28 protein-coding genes and 1 riboswitch are annotated in these 25,467 nt (G+C 60.0%); of the genes, 8 read left to right on the top strand and 20 right to left on the bottom strand.

Going from position 1 to position 25,467, the window contains the following annotated elements:
- Positions 1–10: 10 nt before the first annotated feature.
- A complete protein-coding gene (locus ACA074_RS08455) occupies positions 11–334 on the bottom strand; it encodes an SEL1-like repeat protein (RefSeq protein WP_305442149.1) in 324 nt (107 codons plus the stop codon).
- 964 nt (positions 335–1,298) lie between these two features.
- Here ACA074_RS08455 and ACA074_RS08450 point away from each other — a divergent pair.
- The 3 genes from ACA074_RS08450 (at position 1,299) to ACA074_RS08440 (ending at position 3,711) form a co-directional block, all read left to right on the top strand.
- The gene (locus ACA074_RS08450; RefSeq protein WP_003223079.1) at positions 1,299–1,523 is read left to right on the top strand and encodes a hypothetical protein; all 225 of its coding nucleotides are present in this window, start codon (positions 1,299–1,301) and stop codon (positions 1,521–1,523) included.
- 287 nt (positions 1,524–1,810) lie between these two features.
- A complete protein-coding gene (locus tag ACA074_RS08445) occupies positions 1,811–2,293 on the top strand; it encodes a hypothetical protein (RefSeq protein WP_401269879.1) in 483 nt (160 codons plus the stop codon).
- Between the two features lie 146 nt (positions 2,294–2,439).
- Positions 2,440–3,711, top strand: a complete 1,272-nt coding sequence (locus tag ACA074_RS08440) for an OmpP1/FadL family transporter (RefSeq protein ID WP_187677470.1) — start codon at positions 2,440–2,442, stop codon at positions 3,709–3,711.
- A gap of 81 nt (positions 3,712–3,792) precedes the next feature.
- On the opposite strand, the gene ACA074_RS08435 is transcribed toward ACA074_RS08440, so the two are convergent.
- From ACA074_RS08435 to cobO, 14 genes are all read right to left on the bottom strand, one after another.
- Positions 3,793–4,353 (bottom strand): glutathione peroxidase, encoded by a 561-nt coding sequence (locus tag ACA074_RS08435; protein WP_497617147.1) that lies wholly within the window; start codon positions 4,351–4,353, stop codon positions 3,793–3,795.
- A gap of 54 nt (positions 4,354–4,407) precedes the next feature.
- The gene (locus ACA074_RS08430; protein WP_305442146.1) at positions 4,408–4,530 is read right to left on the bottom strand and encodes a hypothetical protein; all 123 of its coding nucleotides are present in this window, start codon (positions 4,528–4,530) and stop codon (positions 4,408–4,410) included.
- Entirely contained in the window at positions 4,527–5,729 is a 1,203-nt protein-coding gene (locus ACA074_RS08425; RefSeq protein ID WP_401269883.1) for an MFS transporter, read from the bottom strand. The genes ACA074_RS08430 and ACA074_RS08425 overlap by 4 nt, the downstream gene beginning before the upstream one ends.
- Positions 5,730–5,781: 52 nt before the next feature.
- Complete coding sequence (locus ACA074_RS08420) at positions 5,782–6,186, bottom strand: MarR family winged helix-turn-helix transcriptional regulator (RefSeq protein ID WP_187677467.1); 405 nt, start codon at positions 6,184–6,186, stop codon at positions 5,782–5,784.
- 124 nt (positions 6,187–6,310) lie between these two features.
- The gene (locus ACA074_RS08415; RefSeq protein WP_497678765.1) at positions 6,311–7,042 is read right to left on the bottom strand and encodes an adenosylcobinamide-GDP ribazoletransferase; all 732 of its coding nucleotides are present in this window, start codon (positions 7,040–7,042) and stop codon (positions 6,311–6,313) included.
- A gap of 1 nt (position 7,043) precedes the next feature.
- Complete coding sequence (gene cobC / locus ACA074_RS08410; protein ID WP_187677465.1) at positions 7,044–7,619, bottom strand: alpha-ribazole phosphatase family protein; 576 nt, start codon at positions 7,617–7,619, stop codon at positions 7,044–7,046.
- Positions 7,616–8,671: a nicotinate-nucleotide--dimethylbenzimidazole phosphoribosyltransferase gene (gene cobT, locus ACA074_RS08405; protein ID WP_497678764.1), complete on the bottom strand. Its 1,056-nt coding sequence runs from the start codon at positions 8,669–8,671 to the stop codon at positions 7,616–7,618. The genes cobC and cobT overlap by 4 nt, the downstream gene beginning before the upstream one ends.
- Complete coding sequence (gene cobU / locus ACA074_RS08400; RefSeq protein WP_401269891.1) at positions 8,668–9,189, bottom strand: bifunctional adenosylcobinamide kinase/adenosylcobinamide-phosphate guanylyltransferase; 522 nt, start codon at positions 9,187–9,189, stop codon at positions 8,668–8,670. The genes cobT and cobU overlap by 4 nt, the downstream gene beginning before the upstream one ends.
- Positions 9,190–9,279: 90 nt before the next feature.
- Positions 9,280–10,731: a cobyric acid synthase gene (locus ACA074_RS08395; RefSeq protein ID WP_497678763.1), complete on the bottom strand. Its 1,452-nt coding sequence runs from the start codon at positions 10,729–10,731 to the stop codon at positions 9,280–9,282.
- Positions 10,728–11,720 carry a threonine-phosphate decarboxylase CobD gene (cobD, locus tag ACA074_RS08390; protein WP_497678762.1) on the bottom strand — a complete coding sequence of 331 codons (993 nt, stop codon included), beginning with the start codon at positions 11,718–11,720 and terminating at the stop codon, positions 10,728–10,730. The genes ACA074_RS08395 and cobD overlap by 4 nt, the downstream gene beginning before the upstream one ends.
- Positions 11,713–12,621 carry an adenosylcobinamide-phosphate synthase CbiB gene (gene cbiB, locus ACA074_RS08385; protein WP_187677460.1) on the bottom strand — a complete coding sequence of 303 codons (909 nt, stop codon included), beginning with the start codon at positions 12,619–12,621 and terminating at the stop codon, positions 11,713–11,715. Before cbiB ends, cobD begins: the two co-directional genes overlap by 8 nt.
- The gene (gene bluB / locus ACA074_RS08380) at positions 12,618–13,268 is read right to left on the bottom strand and encodes a 5,6-dimethylbenzimidazole synthase (RefSeq protein ID WP_401269898.1); all 651 of its coding nucleotides are present in this window, start codon (positions 13,266–13,268) and stop codon (positions 12,618–12,620) included. Before bluB ends, cbiB begins: the two co-directional genes overlap by 4 nt.
- Positions 13,265–14,665 (bottom strand): cobyrinic acid a,c-diamide synthase CobB, encoded by a 1,401-nt coding sequence (locus ACA074_RS08375; RefSeq protein WP_497678761.1) that lies wholly within the window; start codon positions 14,663–14,665, stop codon positions 13,265–13,267. The genes bluB and ACA074_RS08375 overlap by 4 nt, the downstream gene beginning before the upstream one ends.
- Complete coding sequence (gene cobO / locus ACA074_RS08370; RefSeq protein WP_187677457.1) at positions 14,662–15,273, bottom strand: cob(I)yrinic acid a,c-diamide adenosyltransferase; 612 nt, start codon at positions 15,271–15,273, stop codon at positions 14,662–14,664. Before cobO ends, ACA074_RS08375 begins: the two co-directional genes overlap by 4 nt.
- Positions 15,274–15,354: 81 nt before the next feature.
- Positions 15,355–15,580: riboswitch (cobalamin riboswitch) on the bottom strand.
- A 153-nt stretch (positions 15,581–15,733) separates the two neighbouring features.
- Between cobO and ACA074_RS08365 the strand changes: the two genes are divergently transcribed.
- Both ACA074_RS08365 and ACA074_RS08360 read left to right on the top strand, forming a co-directional pair.
- Complete coding sequence (locus tag ACA074_RS08365; RefSeq protein WP_489878553.1) at positions 15,734–16,318, top strand: hypothetical protein; 585 nt, start codon at positions 15,734–15,736, stop codon at positions 16,316–16,318.
- 68 nt (positions 16,319–16,386) lie between these two features.
- Entirely contained in the window at positions 16,387–17,700 is a 1,314-nt protein-coding gene (locus ACA074_RS08360) for a PQQ-dependent sugar dehydrogenase (protein WP_489878552.1), read from the top strand.
- Between the two features lie 132 nt (positions 17,701–17,832).
- Here ACA074_RS08360 and ACA074_RS08355 read toward each other — a convergent pair whose 3' ends face one another.
- From ACA074_RS08355 to ACA074_RS08335, 5 genes are all read right to left on the bottom strand, one after another.
- Positions 17,833–18,369, bottom strand: a complete 537-nt coding sequence (locus ACA074_RS08355) for a C40 family peptidase (protein ID WP_401269912.1) — start codon at positions 18,367–18,369, stop codon at positions 17,833–17,835.
- 222 nt (positions 18,370–18,591) lie between these two features.
- The gene (locus ACA074_RS08350) at positions 18,592–19,206 is read right to left on the bottom strand and encodes a C40 family peptidase (protein ID WP_187677453.1); all 615 of its coding nucleotides are present in this window, start codon (positions 19,204–19,206) and stop codon (positions 18,592–18,594) included.
- Positions 19,207–19,420: 214 nt separating this feature from the next.
- The gene (hda, locus tag ACA074_RS08345) at positions 19,421–20,125 is read right to left on the bottom strand and encodes a DnaA regulatory inactivator Hda (RefSeq protein WP_007919828.1); all 705 of its coding nucleotides are present in this window, start codon (positions 20,123–20,125) and stop codon (positions 19,421–19,423) included.
- A gap of 219 nt (positions 20,126–20,344) precedes the next feature.
- Positions 20,345–21,418 (bottom strand): AI-2E family transporter, encoded by a 1,074-nt coding sequence (locus tag ACA074_RS08340; RefSeq protein ID WP_187677451.1) that lies wholly within the window; start codon positions 21,416–21,418, stop codon positions 20,345–20,347.
- Positions 21,419–21,452: 34 nt separating this feature from the next.
- Positions 21,453–22,511: a DUF2066 domain-containing protein gene (locus ACA074_RS08335; protein ID WP_497678760.1), complete on the bottom strand. Its 1,059-nt coding sequence runs from the start codon at positions 22,509–22,511 to the stop codon at positions 21,453–21,455.
- 369 nt (positions 22,512–22,880) lie between these two features.
- Here ACA074_RS08335 and purM point away from each other — a divergent pair, with 369 nt between their 5' ends.
- From purM to ACA074_RS08320, 3 genes are read left to right on the top strand one after another with little or no spacing between them, the layout of a single operon-like run.
- On the top strand, positions 22,881–23,939 hold the full coding sequence (gene purM / locus ACA074_RS08330) for a phosphoribosylformylglycinamidine cyclo-ligase (RefSeq protein WP_401269917.1): 1,059 nt from the start codon (positions 22,881–22,883) through the stop codon (positions 23,937–23,939).
- Positions 23,939–24,589, top strand: coding sequence for a phosphoribosylglycinamide formyltransferase (gene purN / locus ACA074_RS08325; protein WP_497678759.1), 651 nt, complete (start codon positions 23,939–23,941; stop codon positions 24,587–24,589). The genes purM and purN overlap by 1 nt, the downstream gene beginning before the upstream one ends.
- Before the next feature lie 8 nt (positions 24,590–24,597).
- Complete coding sequence (locus ACA074_RS08320) at positions 24,598–25,311, top strand: DUF3108 domain-containing protein (RefSeq protein ID WP_166220242.1); 714 nt, start codon at positions 24,598–24,600, stop codon at positions 25,309–25,311.
- Positions 25,312–25,467 lie beyond the last annotated feature (156 nt).

Raw genomic sequence — 25,467 nt, 5'->3', positions numbered from 1 at the left:
CTTGGACAGCTCAGTCTTCGATGAGGCCAAGTTCCTGTTGCGCACGGTGATCGCCGGCGCGGGCGGCCTGGCGTAACAGATCCTGACCGATCCGGCGATCCCGGGCATTGCCACACTCGCGGCACATCAACTGGCCGAGACGGCTTTGCGCAGCGACCACGCCTTCGCGCGCCGGTTGCTTGAGCAAGCGGCCGGCCAGGTGTTTGGCATTATGGCTGTCGCTCAGGCGCGGGCTGTCGAGCAGCCACTCGGCAACGCGCACGGAAAATCGCTTAGGGGAGGTAACACGGGGAGGTTCTGAGGTAACAGAGTCTGATACTGAGCGAAACTTCATAAAGCACTGTGGGACAGATCGGAAGGCGCGCCACTCTACTCTCTTTTTCTTACAGGTAAAGTCGAAAAATAACCCGGCACGCCCGTCCTAGAGCAAGCGCTCGGGACAATCCACAGAAGCTGTGGATAACTCAGTGGACAACCGCCCTCCAACCGTCGCAAAGCCTTGTAGAATGGGGCTCGCAGTCAAACTGACGATTTTTTCACCAACAAAAAAAAGCGATGTTTTTCATTGACTTAAACTTTCGTTACAGGCAGCCACCGGAGTCAGGATTGATGTGACAGCGCCGTTACAGCGCGCGCAACTAATGTGCACAAGTACCTGTTACCCGGTTATATCGGTGCGCTTTTTCGGGTCGTTTTGGCAGTAATCCTGGGGATAAGCCGCTCTGTCGCGTGGTTTTACAAAAAATCCCTCACCGACCAACGGTCGAGATGTGAGCCAGTTCGGGGCAGTCCAGCGTCTCGCAAGGCAGATCTGTCCCCCGCCTGCAATATTTTTCACCGCAGAGTTTGCTTTACCCATTTCGATCCGTTAGTATCCGCGGCGTTAGTACCAAGCTGAAAGTCAATTCCGGTCGAACACATCCCCACGGTCAATCTTCTTCACAGAAGCCTTCACCGAAAAAAGCGGGAACGACCCCTCGATGGTTTCCAGGTAAATCTTGCGACGACACCGCCTTTGAATGAATGCAAAGGGTGTTGCGAAGGCTACTTACTCTGACCGAACCAACCTGCAAATTGATCAGGATCTTCACCCCGGGCCCAGAACCTTTGCCCTTGATGTGTTGCCTGCCCTCCTAAGTACCTACCTGCCAGCCCAAGCGCGCCAAATTATCAGCGCTTCAAACTGGCTGCTTTGTTCCAGTCGGGTTCTTTGTTCGACCAATGGTGGTCGACATTACTGGAACGTTTTAACGTTGCACGGTTCTTATCCGTGTCATTTGTAGGAACACCTAATAACTATGTCTACTCAAATCCATACTCAGGATGCCATTCGCACCCTAACCAATGCTTTTGCTCCAATGAACTGCCTGATCATGGCCGCTCGCAAAGGTTGCTTCAGCTTCACCGTAGTCAATGAACACGGGATCGCCCGCCACAGCGAGCGTCTGTACCCCGATCAATACTCCAGCGCCGAACCGCTGCAGGCCGTGATCGACCGTACCCGTCAGGCATTGATTGCCTGAGAGCCGCAAAGGCTGCAAAAGCAAAAGCAAAAGCAAAAGCCTCGCTTAAAACGCGGGGCTTTTTATTGCCTGATATTTCACTTTTTACTCTTGGCGCATAAGCACCATCGGATATAAGGGTTATAACTCGCAGCCGGAAATATTTTAAAAACAGGCCTTTACGTCGCGAATATGACACTACACTTCAACTCAAGCGGCGTGATCCGCTTCCGGCGAGCCTGAGTCGATCCACCGCTGCCAAGGCCCCCTTCAGGTTTCGCCGCCCAATAACAAGATCCGAGGGATTTATGGGTATCGCTGCCAGCGAACTGTGTCGCTATGTGATCCGTCCTACGCTGATTTATCTGGGACGTCACTGCGCAACCGCCGAATCCCTTTTGCTGGGCATTGCCGCCAGCCAGTCCGCCCTCGGATCAGCCCTGCATGACCGCCGTGGCCACGGCCTCTATCGCATCGCCGAGCATCGTCATCAGGCACTCTGGGATGATTACCTCGCGCTCGATCCGGAGCGTGCCAGCCTGGTTCGCGGGCTCGCCAGTCAACATGCCTTTCTAAGCGGCCCGCACCTGGAACTGACCGTCAATCTACGTTACGCCACAGCCATCGCCTGGCTATTGGTAGAAGAACAAAACCCCACCCTCCCCGAACCGAACGATCTGCTCGGCATGGCGCGCATCTGGCGTCAGACCTTCCAGCCTCAGGGTCGTCTGCGTGACTTCACGTACGCCTGGCAAACTTGTGTTTCACCGCTGAATCAGGTCGCTTGCTGACCGAGCAGTTTCACAAGATCGCTCAACCGGTCGTGATTTTGGTCTGATTGTCCTACAAAACCGCTCTAACTCAAGGCATACAGACTATAGCGCTGAGGCGAAAATGTTGGTAATTTTCGCCCCGGTGATCACCAGGAGTTCTAATAATGAAAAAAGTCATGCTCAAAACCACCCTTAGCCTTGCCGTTACCCTTGCCTCCACTCAAATTTTCGCGGCCGGCTTTGCCCTCAACGAACAAAGCATCAGTGGGATGGGGACTGGTTTTGCCGGGCGATCTTCTTCTGCAGACGACGCAAGTACTGTTTATGGCAACCCCGCCGGCATGTCGCGCATCAAGCGCGAACAAGTTACCGGCGGTGTAGCCGTTGTCGATGCTCATACCGATATCAGCAATGCCAGCTCCAGCCCCAACGGCGGCAGCAACAAAGGCGACATGGTGCCCTTCACAGCTGTACCTATGGGCTTCTACGTCAAACCGATTGATGATCATTGGGCATTCGGCCTCGGCGTTTATGTGCCGTTCGGCCTGATCACTGATTATGAAAACGGCTTTGCCGGCCGTTACTTCGGCAGCAAGTCCGAAGTACAAGTCATCACCTTCCAGCCAACCGTCAGCTACGCCTTCAACGACAAGGTGTCGATCGGTTTCGGCCCGACCATCAACCGCATCGACGGTTCGTTGGAATCCAACCTGTCGATCACTCAGGCAGCGCCAGACGGCAAGGTCAAGATCAAGGGTGACGACACCGCACTGGGCTACAACGTTGGCTTGCTGGTACAAGCCACCGACTCTACCCGCGTGGGTCTGACGTACCACTCGAAAGTCGACTACAAGCTCGAAGGCAACACCAAGGTCAACTACGGTGTACTGGCCTTGGCCGGTCTGAACCCGAGCCAGAAGTACGATGCTTCGTTGAAGATCACCACACCTGAGTCCGTCGACCTCTCGGTCACCCAGGCGATCAACGACCGCTGGAACGTTTATGCCGGTACTACCTTCACCCGCTGGAGCCAGCTGGAGAAGATCACCGTCAAGAACTCCGGCGTACAGCCGGCGCTGGCCGGCCAGTTCGGCGAGATCAACGAAGACCAGAACTGGCATGACAGCTGGGCCTATGCAATCGGTACTTCGTATCAGTTGAACAAGGAATGGGTACTGCGTACCGGTCTGACCTTCGACCAGTCGCCAACCAACAACGTCGACCGTTCGCCACGCATCCCTACCGGCGACCGGACCATCTTCAGCATCGGCGCTGGCTGGAGCCCGACCGAAGACCTGACCATCGACGTCGCTTACTCGTACCTGAAGGAAGAGTCGGTCAACATTCGCAACGAAAACGATCGTGGCCAGACTTACAACTCCAAGTATGAAAACTCGGCAAACGGTTTCGGTGTCGGCGCTACTTACCGCTTCTGATGCTGTTGGGCGAGGCTGATCCCTCGCCCACTAAAAAGCCCCGCTCTCTTTGCAGAGGCGGGGCTTTTTCATGGGCGCCGATCAGGGTTTCAGTGGTTTTGAAGCGATAGCCTTCTCGATCGCCGCAATAAATTCCGGATCATCGGGCTTGGTCAGGCTGGAGAAATTGGCGATCACTTTACCCTGACGATCGACCACGTACTTATAGAAATTCCACTTCGGCGCACTGCTCTGCGCAGCGAGCACCTGGAACAGATGCGTGGCGTCATCACCGCGTACTTTTTGCGGCTCGGTCATGGCGAACGTCACGCCGTAGTTGGCGTAGCAGACCTTGGCGGTCTCGGCGCTGTCCTTGGACTCTTGTTTGAAGTCGTTCGACGGTACGCCGAGCATTTCCAGCCCCTGCGCCTTGTAGCGCTGATTGAGCGCCTCAAGGCCTTCGAACTGTGGCGCAAAACCACAGAAGCTGGCGGTATTGATCACTACCAGCGGTTTATCGGCATAGCGTTGACACAGATCGATGGATTCCTTGGCGCGCAATTTGGGCAGCGAGCCTTGCAACAATTCCGGACAGTCAGCGGCCTGAGCCAGGCCAGTCAACGCCATCAGCAACGCGGGAACAGCACACCAGCGCTTGAGCATGTCGGGCATCCTTGAGAAGTCTTCAAACCATGAAGTTACTCGCCGGGCTTCTTTCTAGCAAATACTCATGCCCAACTGCATCAAGGCCAGACCACCCTGATGCCAGCCCCACCACACCAGCGCCAGCAGGGCGCCGCCGAGTGCGATGACGGCAATACGTGGCCAGAGTCGGCTCATACGGCGCTCGCTTGCAGGCGCTCGACCGGACGCTCGCGCACCGGCCAATTCAACGCGGCCGCCAGCAGGCTCAGAAGCACCGCCACTTGCCAGATCAAGTCATAACTCCCGGTACGGTCATACACCACTCCGCCCAGCCAGCCGCCGAGGAACGAACCGAGCTGATGGAACAGGAACACGATGCCACCGAGCATGGACAGGTTTCGCACGCCAAACAAGGTCGCCACCGTACCGTTGGTCAACGGCACCGTCGACAGCCACAAGAACCCCATGGCCATGCCGAACAGATAGGCCGTTGTCGTCGTCACCGGCAACCACAAGAACAACACGATCACCACTGCCCGCAACAAATACAGCGCCGTCAGCAAGCGCGGCTTGGACATGCGCCCACCCAGCCATCCGGCCGTGTAGGTGCCGAAGATGTTGAACAGGCCGATCAGCGCCAGCACCGTGGTGCCGACTGTGGCCGGCAGGTGTTGATCGACCAGATACGCCGGCAGATGCACACCGATAAAAACGACCTGAAATCCACAGACAAAAAAGCCCAACGCCAACAGCCAGAACCCGGAATGCGAACAGGCTTCGCGCAGGGCCTCGGATAATGTTTGCTCATGGCCGAGCACCGGCAGCGGCTTGTCCTTGAGCATGCTCACCAGCGGCACGATCATCGCCACCAACAGGCCCAACACCAGCAACGCGGCGGACCATCCGAGCCAGCCAATCAGCCCCAACGTACCCGGCAACATCGCGAACTGGCCGAAAGAACCCGCAGCGCTGGCAATGCCCATGCCCATGCTGCGTTTCTCCGGTGGCACGGCGCGACCGACCACGCCGAGGATCACCGAGAACGAGGTGCCGGACAAACCGATACCGATCAGCAAACCGGCGCTCAGCGAGAGAGTCACCGCCGAGTCGGACAAGCCCATGCACACCAGGCCCAAGGCGTAGAGCACACCGCCGACCAATACCACTTTCGCCGCACCGAAACGGTCGGCCAGCGCACCAGTGAACGGCTGGGCCAGGCCCCAGATCAGGTTCTGCAAGGCGATGGCGAAGGCGAACACTTCACGCCCCCAGCCGAACTGCGCGCTCATCGGCGACAGAAACAGACCGAAACCGTGCCGCACGCCCAATGACAACGCCAGGATCAGCGCACTCCCCAGCAACACCCAACCGCACGTACGCCACATCGATGTCATTGTTATTCTCCAGTCGCGGGTATATACCCGCTTGAATCCGAAAAAACCGGCGCTATGCCAGTTCGTCCAGCAGTCTGAGCAAGGTCTCACGCTTCTCGGCACCCAAGCGGTCGATCAACCGCTGCTGCGCCGCTTCCCACGCCGGCAAAGCTGCCGCCAGGCGCTGCACACCGGTATCGGTGAGCTTGACGATGCGGTTGCGCATGTCTTCGCCCTCAGCCAGCGCCACCAGCCCTTCGCCTTCGAGCACGCGCAGATTGCGCCCGAGGGTGCTGCGATCCAGGCCCATGGCTTCGGCCAGTTCAGAAATGCTCGGTTGATCCAGACGTTGCAGATTGCACAGCAAAGAATACTGGGCAACGTTGATCCCGAAGCCATCGAGAGCGCCGTCGTAATGCCTGCTGACGCCACGAGCGGCGCGACGCAGGTTGGTGCATAAACACTGAGAAGGAAGCATGGTGCGTGTATATACCCGTGACTGTGTTAAATCAAGTTACAGATCAAAAGATCGCAGCCTTTGGCAGCTCCCACAGGGTACGCAATCCCATGTAGGAGCTGCCGAAGGCTGCGATCTTTTGCTTTTAAAACAACGCCAACCCCACCAACACCGCCATCTCCAGCAATTCCAGCAAAGCCCCCGCCGTATCCCCGGTCGTCCCGCCCAACCGCCGCACCATCAAGTGCCGCAACCAGACAAACACACCAACAGCGACCAGCAGCGCAACAATTGCCTTGAGCCCGGCGATGACCACACAAGCCAAGGCGCTGATCCCCAGCACCCACCACCCCGCCCTGCGCGGCAGATGATCGGCCAATGCCTGCCCCAACCCACCTGCACGCACATACGGAGTGGTCAGAAATAACCCCAGCAGCGCCGCCCGCCCGAGCAACGGCAAGATGATCAGCGCCACCGCCTGCTGCTGGTCAATCAACGCCAACAATGCGGCGAACTTGAGCAACAACACCAACACCAGCGTCACCACCGCAATCGGCCCACTGCGCGGATCTTTCATGATCGTCAGCGTGCGCTCACGATCACCAAACCCGCCGAGCCAGGCATCGGCGCTGTCGGCCAGACCATCAAGGTGCAACGCGCCGCTGAGCAACACCCACACCGTCAACAGCAACGCTGCGTGTAGCAGCAATGGCGCACCGGCCAACACCAAGTTCAGCGCCCACAGAATCACGCCGAACAGCAACCCCACCAGAGGATAAAACAGCAGCGATCGCCCAAGTTGTTCAGGCTCCGGCATTCCGGGCAATCGAATCGGCAAACTGCTGAGAAATTGCAGGGCGATCCACAGCGGCAACATGTCAGTGACCTTCCTTGAGCGAACCATCAACGGCGACCGTGAGTGAAAACAACGCGCCGTGACCCACCTCGACATTGAGCAATTGCTCACGCGGCAAACCCCGAGCCTGCGCCAGCAACAGTCGCATCACACCGCCATGACTGATCAACAGCACCCGTTCACCCGCATACGCCGCGTTTAACCGCGCAACCGCTGCCAACACTCGCGCAGAAAAGTCGCTGACTGGCTCACCCTGCGGTGGCGTGAACGAATACGGATCAGCCCAGAACAGCCCCAACGCCTCGGCATCAGTGTCCATCAACGCGGCGGCGCTCTGCCCTTCCCAAGCGCCGAAGTGCAGCTCTTGCAGATCTTTGTCCAGTTGCACCGGCAGATTCAGTTGCTCGCCAAGCTCAGCGGCGAACCGCGCGCAACGCTGCAACGGCGAACTGACCAGTCGATCCCAAGGCCCGCCCGCGATCACGGCTTCGCGCATCTGCGCCCAGCCCTTTTCAGTGAGCGCATCGTCGAGACTGCCGCGCAAACCGCCGCCCAGTTCAGTCTCGCCGTGGCGTAGCAGATCCAGATGCAAGGTCATGCCGGACGATCCGCCACAGCGGCTTCGGCGAACGTTGCCATCTGCCCGTGCAGATCACAGGCCAGACGCAACAACGGCACCGCCAACGCCGCACCGCTGCCCTCACCCAGGCGCAGGCCGAGTTCCAGCAACGGTTCGGCGTTCAGCGTCTCCAGCACATGACGGTGGCCCGGCTCGGCACCGCGATGGCCGAACAGCAGCCACTCGCGGCAAGCCGGATTCAAGCGCACCGCCACCAACGCGGCGACTGTGCAGATAAAGCCGTCGACCAGCACCGCAATACCTTCCTGCGCACACGCCAGGTACGCGCCGACCAACGCCGCAACCTCGAAACCGCCGAGGTTGAACAAAGTCTGCAAGGCATCGCCACGCTGAGCTGCGTGCAAGGCTAATGCGCGCTCGATCACTTGCGCCTTATGGCTGACGCCCTCGGCATTCAACCCGGTGCCGGGGCCGGTCAGGTGCGCGACAGGGCAGTCGAGCAAGGCACAGGCCAGCGCACTGGCCGCAGTGGTATTGCCGATGCCCATTTCGCCGCCGATGAACAACTGCGCGCCTGCGGCTTTGGCTCGCAACACGCTGTCGCGACCGGCCTGCAATGCAAGTTCACCTTGGGCCTGCGTCATTGCCGAACCCTGCGCAAAGTTCGCAGTGCCCAGGCCGATGTTCAGGTGACGCACGCCCGGCAGATTCAGCGACGGCGTCACCGTACCCAGATCCACCACTTCCAGTTGTGCATTGAGCTGTCGCGCCAACACGCTGATCGCCGCGCCGCCGCTGACGAAGTTGAGCAGCATCTGCCCAGTGACTTCCTGCGGATACGCCGATACGCCTTCGGCGACCACGCCATGATCACCGGCAAAAATCGCAATCCAGACCTGCTCAAGCGTCGACTTCACCTGCCCTTGCAGACCGGCCAGTTGCACCGCCACCGACTCAAGCCGCCCCAGCGAACCGGCCGGCTTGGTCAGTTGCTGTTGCCGCGCTGCCGCTTGCTCGACGATATCGGCATGCACCGGTTTGCAGGGGTTCAGCCACCAGGTTTGGGTCATAACGCAGATCCTTTCAAAGTCAGGGGCAGGCCGGCAACGGTCAGGACAACACGCTGACAGCGCTCAGCCAAAGCTTGATGCAGCCAACCGGCTTCATCGACATAGCGGCGAGTCAATTCGCCCAGCGGCACGACACCCATTCCGGTCTCGTTGCTGACAAAAATGATTTCACCCGGCAGTGTCGCCAGGCAGTCGAGCAAGGCATCGCGTTCGGCGGCGAGACGCTCGGCGTCATCGAGCATCAGCAGGTTGGTCAGCCACAGGGTCAGGCAATCGACCAGCAAGCATTGCGTGACGCTGGCGTTTTCGCGCAGGACACGGGCCAGTTCGAGCGGTTCTTCGATGAGTGCCCATTCGGCAGGACGACGGGCGCGGTGATGGGCGACGCGGTCGTTCATCTCGCCGTCCAGCGGTTGGCTGGTGGCGATGTAGGTCACGGCCAGCGCACTGTCAGTGGCGAGTTTTTCGGCCAGACGACTTTTGCCGGAGCGGGCGCCGCCGAGGATCAGTTGGAGCATGGGGACATCCTGAAAGTTATGTGGTGAGGCAACTGGCGCTATCGCGAGCAGGCTCACTCCTACAAAGGATCTCGAGCAGCCATAGGCAACTCAAATCCCACAGAGCTGACGCAACAGATCGGTATCGAGATGCTTCTCCACCAGATCCGCCAGGCGCTCGATATCACGCTCGCGCAACCCGTGGTAATCCACCTCCTGCACATCGCTCAACCCGGCCCAGCGCAGCAACGCCGCACTGGCCGCCGGCGACTCGAACAGGCCATGCAGATAGGTGCCGAACACTTGCCCGTCAACACTCTGCGCACCGTCGCAACGACCATCATCGAGCTGCACCGCTGCATTCTCCAGCGCCGGCCCGGTGGTTACACCGGCATGAATCTCATAGCCACTGACCTCGGCATCTTCCAGCGTCAGACGCCCGCGCACATTGCGCAGTTGCTTCTCGGCTTCCAGCGTAGTTTCGAACGCGAGCAAACCGAGCCCGGCGCTGGAATCCGGCGCGCCTTCCAGACCCAGCGGATCGTGCACCTGCTCACCAAGCATTTGCAGACCGCCGCAAATCCCCAGCACTTTGCCGCCGTAACGTAAATGGCGACTGATCGCCGTGTCCCAGCCATTGGCGCGCAGATAGGCCAGATCACTGCGCACGCTTTTCGAGCCCGGCAGGATGATCAGGTCAGCCGGCGGAATCGCTTGCCCCGGGCCGACAAATTGCAGATCCACTTGTGGATGCAAGCGCAGCGGATCGAAATCGGTGTGGTTGCTGATGCGCGGCAGCACCGGCACCACCACTTTCAACACCTGCTCGGCCTTGTCGGTCTGGCGCTGATCGATGCCGTCCTCGGCCTCAAGATGCAGATCCATCACATAAGGGAGCACGCCGACCACCGGTTTGCCGGTGCGCTGTTCCAGCCAGTCGAGGCCCGGCTGCAGCAAGGCAATGTCGCCGCGAAAACGGTTGATGATGAAGCCTTTGACCCGTGCCTGTTCGCTCGGCGAGAGCAGTTCCAGCGTGCCCACCAGATGAGCGAAAACGCCGCCACGATTGATGTCGGCGATCAGCAGCACCGGGCAATCGACTGCTTCGGCAAAGCCCATGTTGGCGATATCGCCGGCACGCAGATTGATCTCCGCCGGCGAGCCGGCGCCCTCGACCATCACCAGCGGATACGCGGCGCTGAGTCGCTCGTGGGAGGCGAGCACCGCTTTCATCGCGATAGCTTTGTAGTCGTGATAGGCAACGGCGTTCATGCTGGTGACGGCGCGGCCATGGATGATCACTTGCGCGCCGGTATCGCTATTGGGTTTTAGCAGCACCGGGTTCATGTCGGTGTGCGGCTCAAGGTTCGCGGCTTGCGCCTGCACCGCTTGCGCGCGGCCGATCTCGCCACCGTCGGCGGTCACCGCGCTGTTGAGCGCCATGTTCTGCGGCTTGAATGGCACCACCGCCACGCCCTGCCGGGTCGCCCAGCGGCACAGCGCCGTCACCAGTGTGCTTTTGCCGGCGTCGGACGTGGTGCCTTGCACCATCAGCGTTGTCATTGGATTTCCTTGGCGAACGCTTGCAGCGCTTGTTCGAGACGGGATTCTTCAGCGGCGTTGGGGGGCAGGCCGAAACGCACACTGCTGTTGTGGGGGAAGATGCGCAGGAGAATCCCCCGTCGGGCCATGAATTCGTGCAGCGCTTGCGCGTGCTCGGTGATCAGCCACTGAAACAGCGCGCAACCACCCTGCGGTTTGAAACCGTAGCGTTCCAGCAACAGCGCCAGCCGTTCGCTGGCCTCATCGCTGCGAATCCGCTGGCGTGTGTGGCCTTCGGTGTCTTGCAGACAGGCTTGGCCCAGCACCCGCGTCGGCCCGCTGACGGCCCACGGCCCGACCTGTTCGGCGAGCAGCTTGAGCAACTTGCGCTCGGCCAGTACAAAACCCAGTCGCACCCCGGCCAGACCGAAGAACTTGCCGAACGAGCGCAACACAATCAGACCTATCTGATGGGTGTGCGCAGCCAGACTCAGCTGCGGAGTGTTGTCCATGAACGCTTCATCAACCACCAGCCAACCGCCGCGCGGGGCCAGTCGTGCATGCCAGTCGAGCAGGCGCGCCGGGGTCAGGCTCAGGCCGGTCGGGTTGTTCGGATTGACCACCACCAGCACGTCGAGGCTGTCGAGAAAGAACTCGACTTCCTGCTCCAGCACTTCGCGCACGATGTAGCCGCTGCGGCGCCAGGCTTCGGCGTGCTCGGCATAACACGGCGACAGCACACCGACCTTGCCGGCCCGACGCAAACGCGGCAGCAACTGGATGGCCATCTGTGAACCCGCTACCGGCAGAACTTGCGATGCGCCGTAGTAATCGCACGCCGCCTGCTCCAGACCGTCATCGGTTTCCGGCAAGCGTGCCCAGGCGCGCAGCGGGATTTCCGGGATCGCAAACGGCCACGGCGCCAGACCGCTGGACAGATCGAGCCAGTCGGCCTCGGCGATACCGTAATCGAGTGCAGCCTTGCGCAGCCGGCCACCGTGCTCAAGCATAGAATTCAGCCCCCACGCAGAGAATCAGCAGCCACAACCATACGCCGCGCTGAACCAATTGCCAGCCACGATCAATAGAGTCGGCATCGGCCTGAACGCCTTCGCCCAGTTGCGGACGCTCATGCAATTCACCGTGGTAAATCGCCGGGCCACCCAGCTCCACACCGAGCGCACCGGCGCCGGCCGCCATCACCGGGCCGGCATTGGGGCTGTCCCATTTCGGCGCCTGCGTGCGCCAGCACTTCAAGGCCAGTCGGGTTTTGCCCAGCACTGCGTAGGTCAAAGCCACAAGGCGTGCGGGAATGTAGTTGAGGACGTCGTCGATTTTTGCCGCGCACCAGCCGAAACGCTCGAAGCGTTCGTTGCGATAACCCCACATCGCGTCGAGGGTGTTGCTCAAACGGTAGAGGACGACGCCCGGCGCGCCCGCCACGGCAAACCAGAACAACGCGGCGAACACCGCGTCGCTGCCGTTTTCCAGCACCGATTCGGTGGCGGCACGAGCGACGGCGGTGCTGTCGAGTTCGCTGGTCTGGCGACTGACCAGATAGCCGACACGCTTACGCGCCTCGTCCAGATCATCAGCGCGCAACGCCTTGGCCACTGGCTCGACGTGCTCGCCGAGGCTGCGCATGCCGAGGGCGCAATACAGCGCGAGAATCTCGACGATCCAGCCCACGTACGGCGCCCAGGAAAACGCGGTGGCGAGCAACGTCAGCGGCAGCACCGCGATCACCCACGCGGTGACGCCATGACTGCGCCAGCCACGGCCACCGGCGTTGAAACGTTGCTCGATGCGCCCGGCAAAATTGCCGAACGCCACCAGCGGATGCCAGCGTTTCGGTTCACCCAGCAGCGCATCCAGCGCCACTGCGGCGACACTCAACAACGCCACACTCATTGACTCACTCCCCAATAATTTTCATACAGCAACTCATTGAGCGGACGCGCCTGCGCCCACCCTTCGAGTACCAGCATCGGCGCCGGATAGAATTCCTTGACCGGGCCAAGACAAAGAACGGCCAACGGCTTGGCCCCCGCCGGTAGCTTCAACAGATCAGCCAGCGCTTGCGGCTCGAACAGCGAGACCCACCCCATGCCCAGGCCTTCGGCGCGCGAGGCCAGCCAAAGGTTCTGGATCGCACAGGACAGCGACGCCATGTCCATTTCCGGCAGCGTGCGGCGACCGAAGATGTGTTTTTCTCGATCGTCCATCAGCGCGGCGACCAGCACTTCCGCGCAATCATTGATGCCTTCGACCTTGAGTGTCATGAACTCATCGCTGCGCTCGCCGAGCGCTTCGGCAGTGCGGATGCGCTCTTCTTCCACCAGATTCTGGATCTGCCCGCGCAGGGTACGGTCGCTGATGCGGATGAATCGCCACGGCTGCATCAGGCCGACGCTTGGCGCCTGGTGCGCGGCTTCGAGCAAGCGGCTCAGCAGTTCGGGCGCGACGGTGCCACCGGTGAAGTGGCGCATGTCGCGGCGTTCGGCGATGGCTTTGTAGACCGCTGCGCGTTCGGCTTCGGAAAATGCGTTGTCTGTCATGGCCCTTTCGCGAGCAGGCTCGCTCCCACAAGGGATCGCATTTCTTCAGTCACCACCGTTTCAACTGTGGGAGCGAGCCTGCTCGCGAAGGCGACTTCGGAGTCAGCCGCAAACAGCGCAGCGATAGCCACAGGATTCGACGGGAAATAAAAATGCACATACGAAGCCGTCATCCGCCCTTCCCGATAAACCGCCTCTGCCCCGCGCCCGCCATTCGGGCTCAGGCCCCGGGCTATCGGCGTCAACTCAGTGGTCGTCAGGGAATGGTGATAAGTGTGGCCGCGCAGCGAACCTTCTGGCAGATCCACCGCTTGCAGCGCCAGAGCGGCCAGACGCTTTTGCATCACCGCATCACCCGCCAGAAGCCCCACCAGTTCAGCACGAGTGCCTTCAACGTCGGTCAACGAATCGAGCAGATACAGCATGCCGCCACACTCGGCGAGCAACGGTTTGCCCGCCGCATGGTGTGCGCGAATCGCGTCGAGCATCGCGGTGTTCTGCGCCAGCGCCACATGATGCAGTTCCGGGTAACCGCCGGGCAGGTAAAGGCTGTCCGCCTCAGGTAATTGCGTGTCGCGAATCGGCGAGAAGAAACTCAAATCAGCGCCCATCGCTCGCAACAGATCGAGGCTCGCACCATAGGTGAAGGCAAAGGCTTCATCGCGGGCGATGGCAATTCGTACACCTTTCAATAACGGCTCTGCAGTGATGACCTCAGGCGCGGCAAATTCCACGGCCGGTGGCAGCGCTACCTCGCAACTGCTGGCAAGCGCTTCGGCAGCAGCGTCGAGGCGCATATCGAGGTCATTGAGTTCACTGGCCTGAACCAGGCCGAGGTGACGGCTCGGCAATTCGATGCCAGTCTCGCGGGACAACGCGCCGTACCAGCGCAAACCTTCGGTAAGACTGCCTTCCAACAACTGCGCATGCCGCAATGTGCCGACCCGGTTGGCCAAAACTCCAGCGAACGGCAAGTCCGGCTGATACTTCGCCAAGCCCAGCGCCAACGCACCAAAGGTCTGGGCCATGGCCGTACCGTCGATCACGCCGAGCACCGGCACGCCGAAATGCCGCGCCAGATCCGCGCTCGACGGCGTGCCGTCGAACAGGCCCATCACGCCTTCAATCAGAATCAGATCAGCTTCAGCGGCGGCTTCCCACAACAGGCGACGGCTCTCCTGCTCGCCAACCATCCACATGTCCAATTGATACACCGGCGCACCGCTGGCGCGCTCGAGAATCATCGGATCGAGAAAGTCCGGCCCGCACTTGAACACGCGCACCTTGCGCCCCTGATTGCGATGCAAACGGGCCAGCGCGGCGGTGACGGTGGTCTTGCCCTGACCGGAGGCCGGCGCGGCGATCAGTACCGCCGGGCAGTGACGTGGTTGATTCAAAGTTCGACGCCTTTTTGCGCTTTGATGCCAGCCTGAAAAGCGTGTTTGAGCATGCCCATTTCGGTGACGGTGTCACCCATCTCGATCATTTCCGGCTTGGCGCCGCGACCGGTGACGATCACATGCTGCATCGGCGGACGCGCCTGCAAGTCGCTGAGCACCTGATCAAGATCGAGGTAGCCGTGCTTGAGGGCAATGTTCAATTCATCCAGCACCACCAGACCGATCGACGGATCGCGCAGCAGTTCACGGGACACTTCCCACGCGGCTTCGGCGGCGGCGATGTCGCGCTGACGATCCTGGGTTTCCCAAGTGAAGCCCTCGCCCATGACGTGGAAACGCACTTGCTCGGGGAAGCGGCGAAAGAACAACTCTTCGCCCGTGCTGTGGCGTCCCTTGATGAACTGCACCACGCCGCACTGCATGCCGTGGCCCATGGCGCGGGCGAGCATGCCGAACGCCGAACTGCTTTTGCCTTTGCCGTTGCCGGTCAGGACCAGCACCAGGCCGCACTCGTCAGGCGAGTTGGCGATGCGTTCATCGATCACGGCTTTTTTGCGCTGCATACGCGCCAGATGGCGTTCGTCACGCTCGGGGGAATCAGTCATGGGGGAGCTCTCCGTTGAGGCTGGATAACGGCGGGCAGGCACAAGAATAGACGGCAAAAAGCCTGGCATCGCCCACCGTGATGCCGCTGGATGGATCAGGCCGGTCTCCGGGCTCATGAGCGGCGTTCGCCGGACTGCGCGCCTTCCCGCTGTTGAGCAGTGGCACAAGACGCAGTTTTCACTCATTTACCGTTGCGGGGGCAGCGCCGGGATCGTGGTCGTACTTGCTCTGAAGACAACCCTCACCGGCTTCCCTGTTTCACTCTGTCGACGCAAGCCACAGAGCACCTGAAACAAGCCGCGAAGGTTAGAGGGTTGGGGGTGGAGCGTCAATTAAAGAGGGGGCCAACGGGCGAATAACTGCCGCCGATCAATTATCTGACGCCAATCTTGTGCCACAGTCTCAAGAGTGATATCAAAGAGCCACAATCTCACATCACACAAGAATAAGGTGAGCCACATGCAAGGCATGATCATCAGCAACCCGCGCCTGGAATTTCTGCGTCCGGTGCTGGAACGCTGGTTTGACTGTATCGACCGTTACAACGCCGTGCGCGGCGACAGCGACACGCCCTACTGGCATGACGAAAAAGCCAATCTAGGGCTGCTCTCGGCGGCAGCCTGGATGGCCGAACTGGTTACGCTTGAACAGACGGCCACGCGCAAGCAGAACGAAGAAGGCGAACGCAATGCCCGCGCCGATCTGTTCCTCGCTGGCAGCGAAGACCGCGCTTACATTCAGGCCACGCAACGCTGGCCTCGGGTCAACAACCTCAACCTGACCCAAGCCCTGCTGGAAATCACCAGCGACGCCAAACGCATCAGCTTCGCCAGCGACCTCAAGCTCGGCTGCCTGTTTGTCGCGCCGCAAAAAGCCCAGCACAGCGCCAGCCCCGAAGAACTGCAGGACATGGTCGACGACCTACAGAAGGAACACACCTGCGCCGTCGCCTGGTATTTCCCCTATGCCTACCGCAAGTTGCGCAGTGAAACCGGCAACTATCACCCGGGCATCGCCGTGCTGTTCAAAGAGGCCCGCGGTTGAGCAGTTGAACCATCGGGCTTGCGCGCTTCTCTATGATTAGGTCAATGCATTCATAGGGAAGATCAGTAATGCGCAAGTCCCAGCTCGCTCTCGTCATCGCTCTCGCCGGAGGGCTCGCCGCCTGTGGTGAATCCTCCAGCCTGCAAGTCACCGACGGCACCGGCCCGTCACCGAAACTGCCTGAACCGAATAAAACCCTGATCCCGACGGTGAATATCGCCCCGGCGATCGGCTGGCCCGAGGGCGCAAAACCGACTGCCGCGGCAGGCACACAAGTGGCTGCGTTTGCCGAAGGCCTCGATCATCCGCGCTGGCTCTACGTGCTGCCCAATGGCGACGTGTTGGTGGCAGAAACCAACGCCCCGCCGAAACCTGACGACAGCAAAGGCGTTCGAGGCTGGGTGATGAAGCAAGTCATGGGCAAGGCCGGAGCCGGCGTACCAAGCCCGAATCGCATTACGTTGCTGCGTGACGCCGACCACGACGGCGTAGCTGAAACCCGCACGGTGTTTCTGCAAAACCTCAACTCGCCGTTCGGCATGACCTTGGTTGGCAATGATCTGTATGTCGCCGACACCGATCGTTTGCTGCGCTTCAACTACGAAGCCGGTGCGACCGAGATCAAGACACAGCCGATCAAGGTCACGGATCTGCCCGGTGGCACGCTGAATCACCACTGGACGAAAAACGTTATCGCCAGCAAGGACGGCAGCAAGCTGTACGTCACCGTCGGCTCGAACAGCAACGTCGGCGAAAACGGCATGGATCAGGAAGAAGGTCGCGCGGCGATCTGGGAAGTGGACCGGGCGACCGGCAATCACCGGATCTTTGCCTCGGGCATTCGCAACCCTAACGGCCTGGCGTGGGAGCCCACCAGTGGCGCGCTGTGGACAGCCGTCAACGAACGTGACGAGATCGGCAGCGATCTGGTGCCGGACTACATTACCTCGGTCAAGGATGGCGGCTTCTATGGTTGGCCGTTCAGCTATTACGGCCAGCACGTCGATGTGCGGGTGGAGCCGCAGAATCCTGACCTGGTCGCCAAAGCCATCTCTCCGGACTACGCCGTCGGCCCGCACACCGCTTCGTTGGGTCTGACGTTCGCCGAGGGCAACACCCTGCCGGCGCAGTTCAAGGAAGGCGCGTTCATCGGCCAGCATGGTTCGTGGAACCGTAAACCGCACAGCGGCTATAAAGTGATTTTCGTGCCGTTTGCGGCAGGCAAGCCAACGGGCCAACCGGTGGATGTGCTGACCGGTTTCCTCGACAAGGACGAGAACGCACTGGGTCGCCCGGTAGGCGTAGTGATCGACCAGCAAGGTGGCTTGCTGGTGGCGGATGATGTGGGGAACAAGGTTTGGCGCGTTTCTTCTACCAAATAATTTGACCTGCCCCAAAACAACTGTAGGAGTGAGCCTGCTCGCGATAGCGGTGTTTCAGTCAACGATGATGTCGACTGACACGATGCTATCGCGAGCAAGCTCACTCCTACATTGGGTGATGTGCTGCTTGAATTACGGGTTACGCGCCAGATGCTCAGGCTGCAACACACGCTTGGCACTCAAATACGCCTTCTGCCAATAGGCCTTCGACAGGCTATCGAGCTTCACCGTGCCGCCAGTTGCCGGCGCATGCACGAAGCGCCCTTCCCCGACGTAAATCCCCGCATGACTGACCTGCGAACCACCATTGGTGGCGAAGAAGATCAGATCACCGGTCTGCAATCCTTCCTTACCGACATTCGGCGCCTGCATGACGATCAGCTCGCGCGTGGAGCGCGGCAGAGAAATACCGGCAGCATCACGGTAGACGAAGCCGATCAGCCCACTGCAATCAAATCCCGAGTCCGGTGTATTGCCGCCCCAGCGATAAGGCGTGCCGACCAGGCCGAGCGCACGGAACAGCACGTCTTCAGCAGCGGGAGAAAAGGCTTGGGAAGGCCCAAACACCACCGGCGCGCGAACCACTGGCGCAGGCGGCGGCGTACGACTGGCGCAGGCACTGAGTAGCGCTGCGAAGAACATCAATGCGAGGCGGGCCGACATGGTCATAAGCAGAACATCCTGATCTGGCTGCGGCTTTCTCTGCCGAATGGACAGAAAACAAAACCGCCTGCGTGGCACGCAGGCGGTTTGCCATCAATATAGATTCAGGATTCTAGCGGCTACGCGGCAAACTTCAAGTAAGACTTTAACTTCACCTTGTAAAGTATAGGTCTACTCCGTTACCGGAAGCCGTATTTTGTCGCCGCGAATGCGGCGACAACGGGAAGATTACTTGCGAGCAGTCACTACAGTAGGAGCGTTCGCCAAAGCACGTTTGGCTTCGATGAAGGTCTTGCTCCAGTAACTGTCACCCAGGCTGTCTATGCGAACACCGCCGCTGCGACGACTGCTGGAGTGAATGAACTGATTGTCACCCAGGTAGATCCCGGCGTGACTGACACGACCGCGACGACCGTTGGTGGCGAAGAACAGCAGATCGCCAGGCTCGAGATTGCTACGCGATACCAGCGGAGCATCAACGTTGATCATTTCGCGGGTGGAGCGCGGCAGGTTCATGCCGGCTTCTTCGCGGAACAGATAGCCGATGAAACCGCTGCAATCGAAACCGGCTTCGGAGGTACCGCCGAAACGGTAACGGGTACCGATCAGGGACATGCCGCGTTCGAGGATGCTGTCGGCCAGAACCGGAAGCTCGTAAGGCTTCTTGTTGAAGTCCGACAGTTCTTTTTCGGTGTCCAGCTCTTCCTGGTAAATAACGGAAGACTGGGCAGTGGCAGAATTTTTAACCTGTTGAGGCTGCTCTTGGACTGGAGAATGAGCAGCACAACCGTACAACAGGGTGACGAGTGCGAGAGGCACGAGGGGTGCGAAGCGCTTTAGCATGGGCACGACCGTGGCTGATAGTTGTAAAGAAGCCGAGACTATGCCCGCTATCAACCTCATTTGCAAATTCAATCGATCTTTTTGTGACTTCTCGGTTTCTCGTTTACATCTAAGCGCTTAAGCCCATTTGAATCGAAACGCGGCCTGCACAACGTGCAGGAAAGCGGATTTTCTGGCGCCTGAAATATGCCGAAACCCGCTGAAAGCCTTGGATTTACCAGCCTAGCGTTTCTTTGAGGAAGGGAATTGTCAGCTTGCGCTGAGCCTGCAAAGAGGCCTGATCGAGCTGTTCGAGCAAGTCGAACAATGCGCTCATGCTGCGGGTCCCGCGGGTCAAAATAAAATGCCCGACTTCATCGGTCAGGTGCAGACCACGACGCGATGCACGCAATTGCAGGGCACGCAGCTTGTCTTCATCGGAGAGTGGGCGCATCTGGAATATCAGCGCCAGGGTCAGGCGTGATTTCAAGTCAGCCAGTTTGACCGGCAGTTCACGCGGCGAAGTGGATGCCGCGATCAGCAGACGCCGACCGCTGTCACGCAGGCGGTTGAACAGATGAAACATCGCCTCTTCCCAGTCAGCCTTGCCGGCAATCACCTGCAAGTCATCCAGGCAAACCAGCTCGTACTGCTCGAGGTTGTCGAGAATCTCGACGCCGCGATCCATCAACTCCGCCAGGGGCAGGTAAACCGCCGGCTCACCCATCTGCTCGAAACGCAGACACGCTGCCTGCAACAGATGCGTACGCCCTACGCCATGTTTGCCCCACAGGTAGATCAGGCTTTCTGTCCAGCCGGCGTCGGCTTCGCATAGGCGCTCGACATAGCCGAGTGCAGCGGCATTGGCGCCTGGGTAGTAGTTGATGAAGGTGGCGTCGTCACGCAGACGCACACCTAGGGGCAGCTGAATCGGTTTCATGCTGACTGAACAGTTCTCAAGGAACCGTTAGTGGCCTCTGTGTAAAGTTTGCGAAGTTTATACCCGTGAAGCTGAGCGCACAATGCGACAGAGTCCAAGCAAAATCAAAGGTTTGCGTTAACATACTGGTTTTATGGCAGATTCTCTGACGCTGCCGTGCCAGTAGTGCCCGCAAAACACGGGCCAACCCGGCGCAATGCCGGGCCGTCCATGATGAAGTTACAACTCCGGTTCGTCGACACCACTATAGATGTCGGAATCCTTGTACAAATCGTGCACGTGGCGCACCAGCACCATAATCACCGCCGCCACCGGCAGCGCCAGCAGCACACCGGTGAAACCGAACAGCTCACCGCCAGCCAGAATCGCAAAGATCACCGCCACTGGATGCAGGCCGATCCGGTCACCCACCAACAACGGCGTCAGCACCATGCCTTCCAACGCCTGACCGACCATGAACACTGCGACGATCCCGATCATCGGGTACAGATCGCCACCGAACTGGAACAACCCGGCGATCAGCGCCGCGCCGATGCCGATCACAAAGCCCATGTACGGCACAATCGCCGCCAGACCCGCGATCAGGCCGATCAACAAGCCCAGCTCCAGGCCGACGATCATCAGCCCCGCCGCGTAAATCACGCCCAGTGCCAACATCACCAGCAACTGCCCGCGTACAAACGCCCCAAGCACTTCATGGCATTCGCCAGCCAGTGCTACCACTCGTTCTTCACGATCACGCGGCAGTAGGCTGCGGATCTTGGCCATCATCACGTCCCAGTCACGCAGCAGGTAGAAACTCACCACCGGGATCAGCACCAGATTGGCCAGCCAGCCGATCAGCGCCAGACTCGACGCGGTTGCCTGACTCAGCACCACACCGACGATATCGGTGGTCTGGCCCATGTGTTCGCTGATCGCCGCTTTGACCTTGTCGAACTTCCAGAACCCGTCAGACAAGCCCAGTTTCGACTGCGCCCACGGCACAGCGGTGTGTTGCAACCAGTCGAGCATTTGCGGGGCCAGTTCGTACAAACGCAGCAACTGCTTGGCGAGCATCGGCACCAGCACCAGCATCAGCGCCGTGACGATCAGGGTGAATAAGGCAAACACCGCGATCACGCCCCAAGTGCGCGACAAACCGAGCTTCTCCAACCGATCCACCAGCGGATCGAACAGATACGCCAACAGCAGCGCCACCAGAAACGGCGTGAGGATCGGATGCAGCAACCACACAAACGCGCAAAGCAGGACTACCCCACCGAGCCAGAACCAACGCCGCGTATCGGCCATGTACCACTCCTACTGCTTCTATATAAAGAAAGACTTACCAGCGAAACCGCAACGACGGTGCAACAGGTGTCGGGACCGGAGGCGCAACGGGCACCGCTCCCGCCACCGCAGGCTGCGGCGCGGCCACCGGGGCCGGCGCTTCAGCGGGCAACTCCTGCAACTTCGCCAGCGACAACTGCGCGCGCATCTGATCGGCGCTGCCATTGACCCGATACACGATGCGATCGCCATCGACACTCTGCAGACGCACGCCAAACGGTTCGAGTAACCGCAACAGTGCGGCGTAATGCTCAAGATTCATGCCCTGCACTTCCAGGGTCTGCTGACCCGAAGCACCCGGCTTGGCAACAAAACGTGGCGCCAGGCGCTCGGCCACCGCCAGCATCACGGCGTCAGCCACGGCAGCCTGATCGGCCCCTTGCACACTGCCCGCCTCTTTTTGATCACCCAGCCACAAGCGCCATTTGGCCTGCCACTGCCCGCCCTCTTCGCGGGCATGCACGGCCAGCAAGGCGTCAGCGTTATAGCGCTCGGACGCACCGCGCAACGGCGCCGGATCAGCACCTTCCAGCGCAGGTGCTGTGGCAACAAGCTGTTCACTCAGATCCGCCAGCGGCAAACGCAGCGGCAGTCCGCGATGTTGAGCGGCAGTACGCAATGGCGCGGCGGCGGCCTGGCCATCACCGACCAGACTGGAACCTTCGGTGGAATCGTTCAGCCACCAGCTCAGAATCGACGGCCGACTGGCGCCCCACAAAGACAACCCGGCGCGGCGCAATGCCTGTTCGGTGCTGCTCGGGTCGAAGTCGACTTTCAGCACCTCTGGCGGCCCGGCATCAAAACCGAACTGACTGATGATCTGCTGCGGGTCCTTGCGAACTGCCGCCAGCCCCGGATTTTGCGGCGCCTTGGGATCGCCGGTCAGGCGCAGCACCAAAGTATCCAGCGCGGCCTGAGTGGCGCGATCGCGCTCTTCCGGGGCTTGGCTGCTGACCGGCTGACGCACTTGATAAAGGCCTTTGAGGTTTTCGGCATGACTCGCCAGGCTGACCACAGACAAACAACCCACAAACAACAATTTACAAAAACGCATGGAGAATTCCCGTCGACAGGAGCGGCTGGAACAGGCCGCGTGAACCGGTTGAGCAAGGCTGTGACCATCGGCCGTTGCAAAACATTCACACGGCGGCGGTAAGTTTTTGCACAGTCATAACGATAGACGGTTAATTGCGACACCTTATACAGGCACCCACATGCCTCAATTGCAAAAAATTTCTGCTGATATGCCCCTGCCCGTCGGCGTGAGGATGGCCGCGGCCCCTCAAGCCTGATAAAATCGCGCGCCTTCGCAGACCGGCAACAGCCGGGCACCTCGAAACTCGCGTGAGGCAATCGCCCCATCGACTTCGGCGCCCCGCTGGACTCGGTCGTTACCCCTGAATCCCCCCTAAAGGCCTGGATCATGAGCAAGCAACCCTCCCTGAGCTACAAGGACGCCGGTGTAGACATCGACGCCGGTGAAGCATTGGTCGAACGCATCAAGAGCGTCGCCAAGCGCACTGCGCGTCCGGAAGTCATGGGCGGCCTGGGCGGTTTCGGCGCCCTCTGCGAAATCCCGGCCGGCTACAAGCAACCTGTGCTGGTTTCCGGTACTGACGGCGTCGGCACCAAGCTGCGCCTGGCCCTGAACCTGAACAAGCACGACAGCATCGGCATCGACCTGGTCGCCATGTGCGTCAACGACCTCGTAGTGTGCGGCGCCGAGCCACTGTTCTTCCTCGACTACTACGCTACCGGCAAACTCAACGTCGACACCGCTGCCCAGGTTGTAACCGGCATCGGCGCTGGCTGCGAACTGTCCGGTTGCTCGCTGGTCGGCGGCGAAACCGCTGAAATGCCAGGCATGTACGAAGGCGAAGACTACGACCTGGCCGGTTTTTGCGTCGGCGTCGTGGAAAAATCGGAAATCATCGACGGCTCGAAAGTCGCCACCGGTGACGCCCTGATCGCCCTGCCGTCGTCCGGCCCGCACTCGAACGGCTACTCGCTGATCCGCAAGATCATCGAAGTCTCCGGCGCCGACATCGAAAACACCCAGCTCGACGGCAAACCGCTGAGCGACCTGCTGATGGCCCCAACCCGCATCTACGTGAAGCCGCTACTCAAGCTGATCAAAGACACCGGCGCCGTCAAAGCCATGGCCCACATCACCGGTGGCGGCCTGCTCGACAACATCCCGCGCGTTCTGCCAAAAGGCGCCCAGGCCGTTGTTGATGTGGCCAGCTGGACTCGACCAGCCGTCTTCGACTGGCTCCAAGAGAAAGGCAACGTTGACGAGACCGAAATGCACCGCGTGCTGAACTGCGGCGTCGGCATGGTCATCTGCGTCGCTCAGGAGCACGTTGAAGTGACTCTGAACACCCTGCGTGACGCCGGCGAACAGCCTTGGGTCATCGGTCAGATCGCTGTCGCTGCCGAAGGCGCTGCTCAGGTTGAACTGCAGAACCTTAAGGCTCATTAATGTCCGCAACCTGTGATGTCGTGGTGCTGTTGTCCGGCACCGGCAGTAACTTGCAGGCTCTGATCGACAGCACGCGGACCGGCGACAGCCCGGTCCGCATCGCTGCGGTGATTTCCAACCGCGCCGACGCCTACGGCCTGCAACGCGCCAGTGACGCGGGTATCGCCACCCGCTCACTGGATCACAAGGCATTTGAAGGTCGCGAGGCCTTCGATGCTGCTCTGATCGAACTGATCGACAAATTCAATCCCAAGCTCGTGGTGCTGGCCGGATTCATGCGCATTCTCAGCGCTGACTTCGTTCGCCACTATCAGGGTCGCCTGCTCAACATCCATCCGTCGCTGCTACCCAAATACAAAGGGTTACACACTCATCAGCGCGCGCTGGAGGCCGGCGACAAGGAGCACGGCTGCTCTGTACACTTCGTCACCGAGGAACTCGATGGCGGGCCACTGGTCGTACAGGCAGTATTACCGGTAGAGTTGCACGACACGCCGCAGACTCTTGCGCAGCGAGTGCATGTTCAGGAACACCTGATCTACCCGCTGGCCGTACGCTGGTTTGCCGAAGGGCGACTGGCACTCGGTGAGCAAGGTGCTTCACTGGACGGCCAGTTACTCGCGGCCAGCGGCCACTTGATTCGAAACTAGGAGATATTATGCGTCGCGCCCTGCTCTTCGCTTGCGCACTGCTCGCCCTGCCTTTCGCACAGGCGGCAGACCTTCAACCGTTCTCCGCCAGCTACACCGCCGACTGGAAGCAGCTGCCCATGAGCGGCACCGCCGAACGCAGCCTGACCAAGGAAGCCAACGGTGTCTGGAAACTCAGCTTCAAGGCCTCGATGATGATTGCCAGCCTGAGTGAAGAAAGCACCCTGACTTTGGACAAGGACACCTTGCTGCCACAGTCCTACCACTTTGAACGTGGCGGTCTGGGCAAGGCCAAGAAGGCTGATCTGGATTTTGACTGGAACAGCAAAATGGTCACCGGCACCGACCGTGGCGACGCGGTGAAGATCCCGCTGAACCGTGGCATGGTCGACAAATCCACTTATCAGTTGGCACTGCAACATGACGTCGCCGCTGGCAAGAAAACCATGAGCTACCAAGTGGTCGATGACGGCGAAGTCGATACCTACGACTTCCGCGTACTGGGCTCGGAAAAAGTCGAGACCAAGGCCGGCAAGATCGATGCAATCAAGGTCGAGCGCGTACGCGACCCGACACAAAGCAAGCGCATCACCGTCCTGTGGTTCGCCAAGGATTGGGATTACCTGCTGGTTCGCCTGCAACAGGTTGAAACCGACGGCAAGGAGTACAACATCATGCTCCAGGACGGCACGGTCAACGGCAAGGCTGTCAAAGGCAGCTGATCCGACTGATATGAAAAGCCCCGCAAATGCGGGGCTTTTTATGGTCTGCAATCTTCGCTATGACCTGTAGGAGCTGTCGAGTGAAACGAGGCTGCGATCTTTTGACCTTGATCAGCAAATCAACATCAAAAGATCGCAGCGTGCCGTAGCTCCTAC

The sequence above is a fragment of the Pseudomonas sp. LBUM1655 genome (assembly GCF_059716085.1).
Note: the sequence above shows the minus strand (reverse complement) of the source record. Positions and strands in the feature narration are given on the sequence as shown.

Bases quoted from the DNA above. Each gene is read 5' to 3' on its own strand.
- ACA074_RS08455 (WP_305442149.1), bottom strand. From the start codon at position 334: ATGAAGTTTCGCTCAGTATCAGACTCTGTTACCTCAGAACCTCCCCGT.
- ACA074_RS08450 (WP_003223079.1), top strand. From the start codon at position 1,299: ATGTCTACTCAAATCCATACTCAGGATGCCATTCGCACCCTAACCAAT.
- ACA074_RS08445 (WP_401269879.1), top strand. From the start codon at position 1,811: ATGGGTATCGCTGCCAGCGAACTGTGTCGCTATGTGATCCGTCCTACG.
- ACA074_RS08440 (WP_187677470.1), top strand. From the start codon at position 2,440: ATGAAAAAAGTCATGCTCAAAACCACCCTTAGCCTTGCCGTTACCCTT.
- ACA074_RS08435 (WP_497617147.1), bottom strand. From the start codon at position 4,353: ATGCTCAAGCGCTGGTGTGCTGTTCCCGCGTTGCTGATGGCGTTGACT.
- ACA074_RS08430 (WP_305442146.1), bottom strand. From the start codon at position 4,530: ATGAGCCGACTCTGGCCACGTATTGCCGTCATCGCACTCGGCGGCGCC.
- ACA074_RS08425 (WP_401269883.1), bottom strand. From the start codon at position 5,729: ATGACATCGATGTGGCGTACGTGCGGTTGGGTGTTGCTGGGGAGTGCG.
- ACA074_RS08420 (WP_187677467.1), bottom strand. From the start codon at position 6,186: ATGCTTCCTTCTCAGTGTTTATGCACCAACCTGCGTCGCGCCGCTCGT.
- ACA074_RS08415 (WP_497678765.1), bottom strand. From the start codon at position 7,042: ATGTTGCCGCTGTGGATCGCCCTGCAATTTCTCAGCAGTTTGCCGATT.
- cobC (WP_187677465.1), bottom strand. From the start codon at position 7,619: ATGACCTTGCATCTGGATCTGCTACGCCACGGCGAGACTGAACTGGGC.
- cobT (WP_497678764.1), bottom strand. From the start codon at position 8,671: ATGACCCAAACCTGGTGGCTGAACCCCTGCAAACCGGTGCATGCCGAT.
- cobU (WP_401269891.1), bottom strand. From the start codon at position 9,189: ATGCTCCAACTGATCCTCGGCGGCGCCCGCTCCGGCAAAAGTCGTCTG.
- ACA074_RS08395 (WP_497678763.1), bottom strand. From the start codon at position 10,731: ATGACAACGCTGATGGTGCAAGGCACCACGTCCGACGCCGGCAAAAGC.
- cobD (WP_497678762.1), bottom strand. From the start codon at position 11,720: ATGCTTGAGCACGGTGGCCGGCTGCGCAAGGCTGCACTCGATTACGGT.
- cbiB (WP_187677460.1), bottom strand. From the start codon at position 12,621: ATGAGTGTGGCGTTGTTGAGTGTCGCCGCAGTGGCGCTGGATGCGCTG.
- bluB (WP_401269898.1), bottom strand. From the start codon at position 13,268: ATGACAGACAACGCATTTTCCGAAGCCGAACGCGCAGCGGTCTACAAA.
- cobO (WP_187677457.1), bottom strand. From the start codon at position 15,273: ATGACTGATTCCCCCGAGCGTGACGAACGCCATCTGGCGCGTATGCAG.
- ACA074_RS08365 (WP_489878553.1), top strand. From the start codon at position 15,734: ATGCAAGGCATGATCATCAGCAACCCGCGCCTGGAATTTCTGCGTCCG.
- ACA074_RS08360 (WP_489878552.1), top strand. From the start codon at position 16,387: ATGCGCAAGTCCCAGCTCGCTCTCGTCATCGCTCTCGCCGGAGGGCTC.
- ACA074_RS08355 (WP_401269912.1), bottom strand. From the start codon at position 18,369: ATGACCATGTCGGCCCGCCTCGCATTGATGTTCTTCGCAGCGCTACTC.
- ACA074_RS08350 (WP_187677453.1), bottom strand. From the start codon at position 19,206: ATGCTAAAGCGCTTCGCACCCCTCGTGCCTCTCGCACTCGTCACCCTG.
- hda (WP_007919828.1), bottom strand. From the start codon at position 20,125: ATGAAACCGATTCAGCTGCCCCTAGGTGTGCGTCTGCGTGACGACGCC.
- ACA074_RS08340 (WP_187677451.1), bottom strand. From the start codon at position 21,418: ATGGCCGATACGCGGCGTTGGTTCTGGCTCGGTGGGGTAGTCCTGCTT.
- ACA074_RS08335 (WP_497678760.1), bottom strand. From the start codon at position 22,511: ATGCGTTTTTGTAAATTGTTGTTTGTGGGTTGTTTGTCTGTGGTCAGC.
- purM (WP_401269917.1), top strand. From the start codon at position 22,881: ATGAGCAAGCAACCCTCCCTGAGCTACAAGGACGCCGGTGTAGACATC.
- purN (WP_497678759.1), top strand. From the start codon at position 23,939: ATGTCCGCAACCTGTGATGTCGTGGTGCTGTTGTCCGGCACCGGCAGT.
- ACA074_RS08320 (WP_166220242.1), top strand. From the start codon at position 24,598: ATGCGTCGCGCCCTGCTCTTCGCTTGCGCACTGCTCGCCCTGCCTTTC.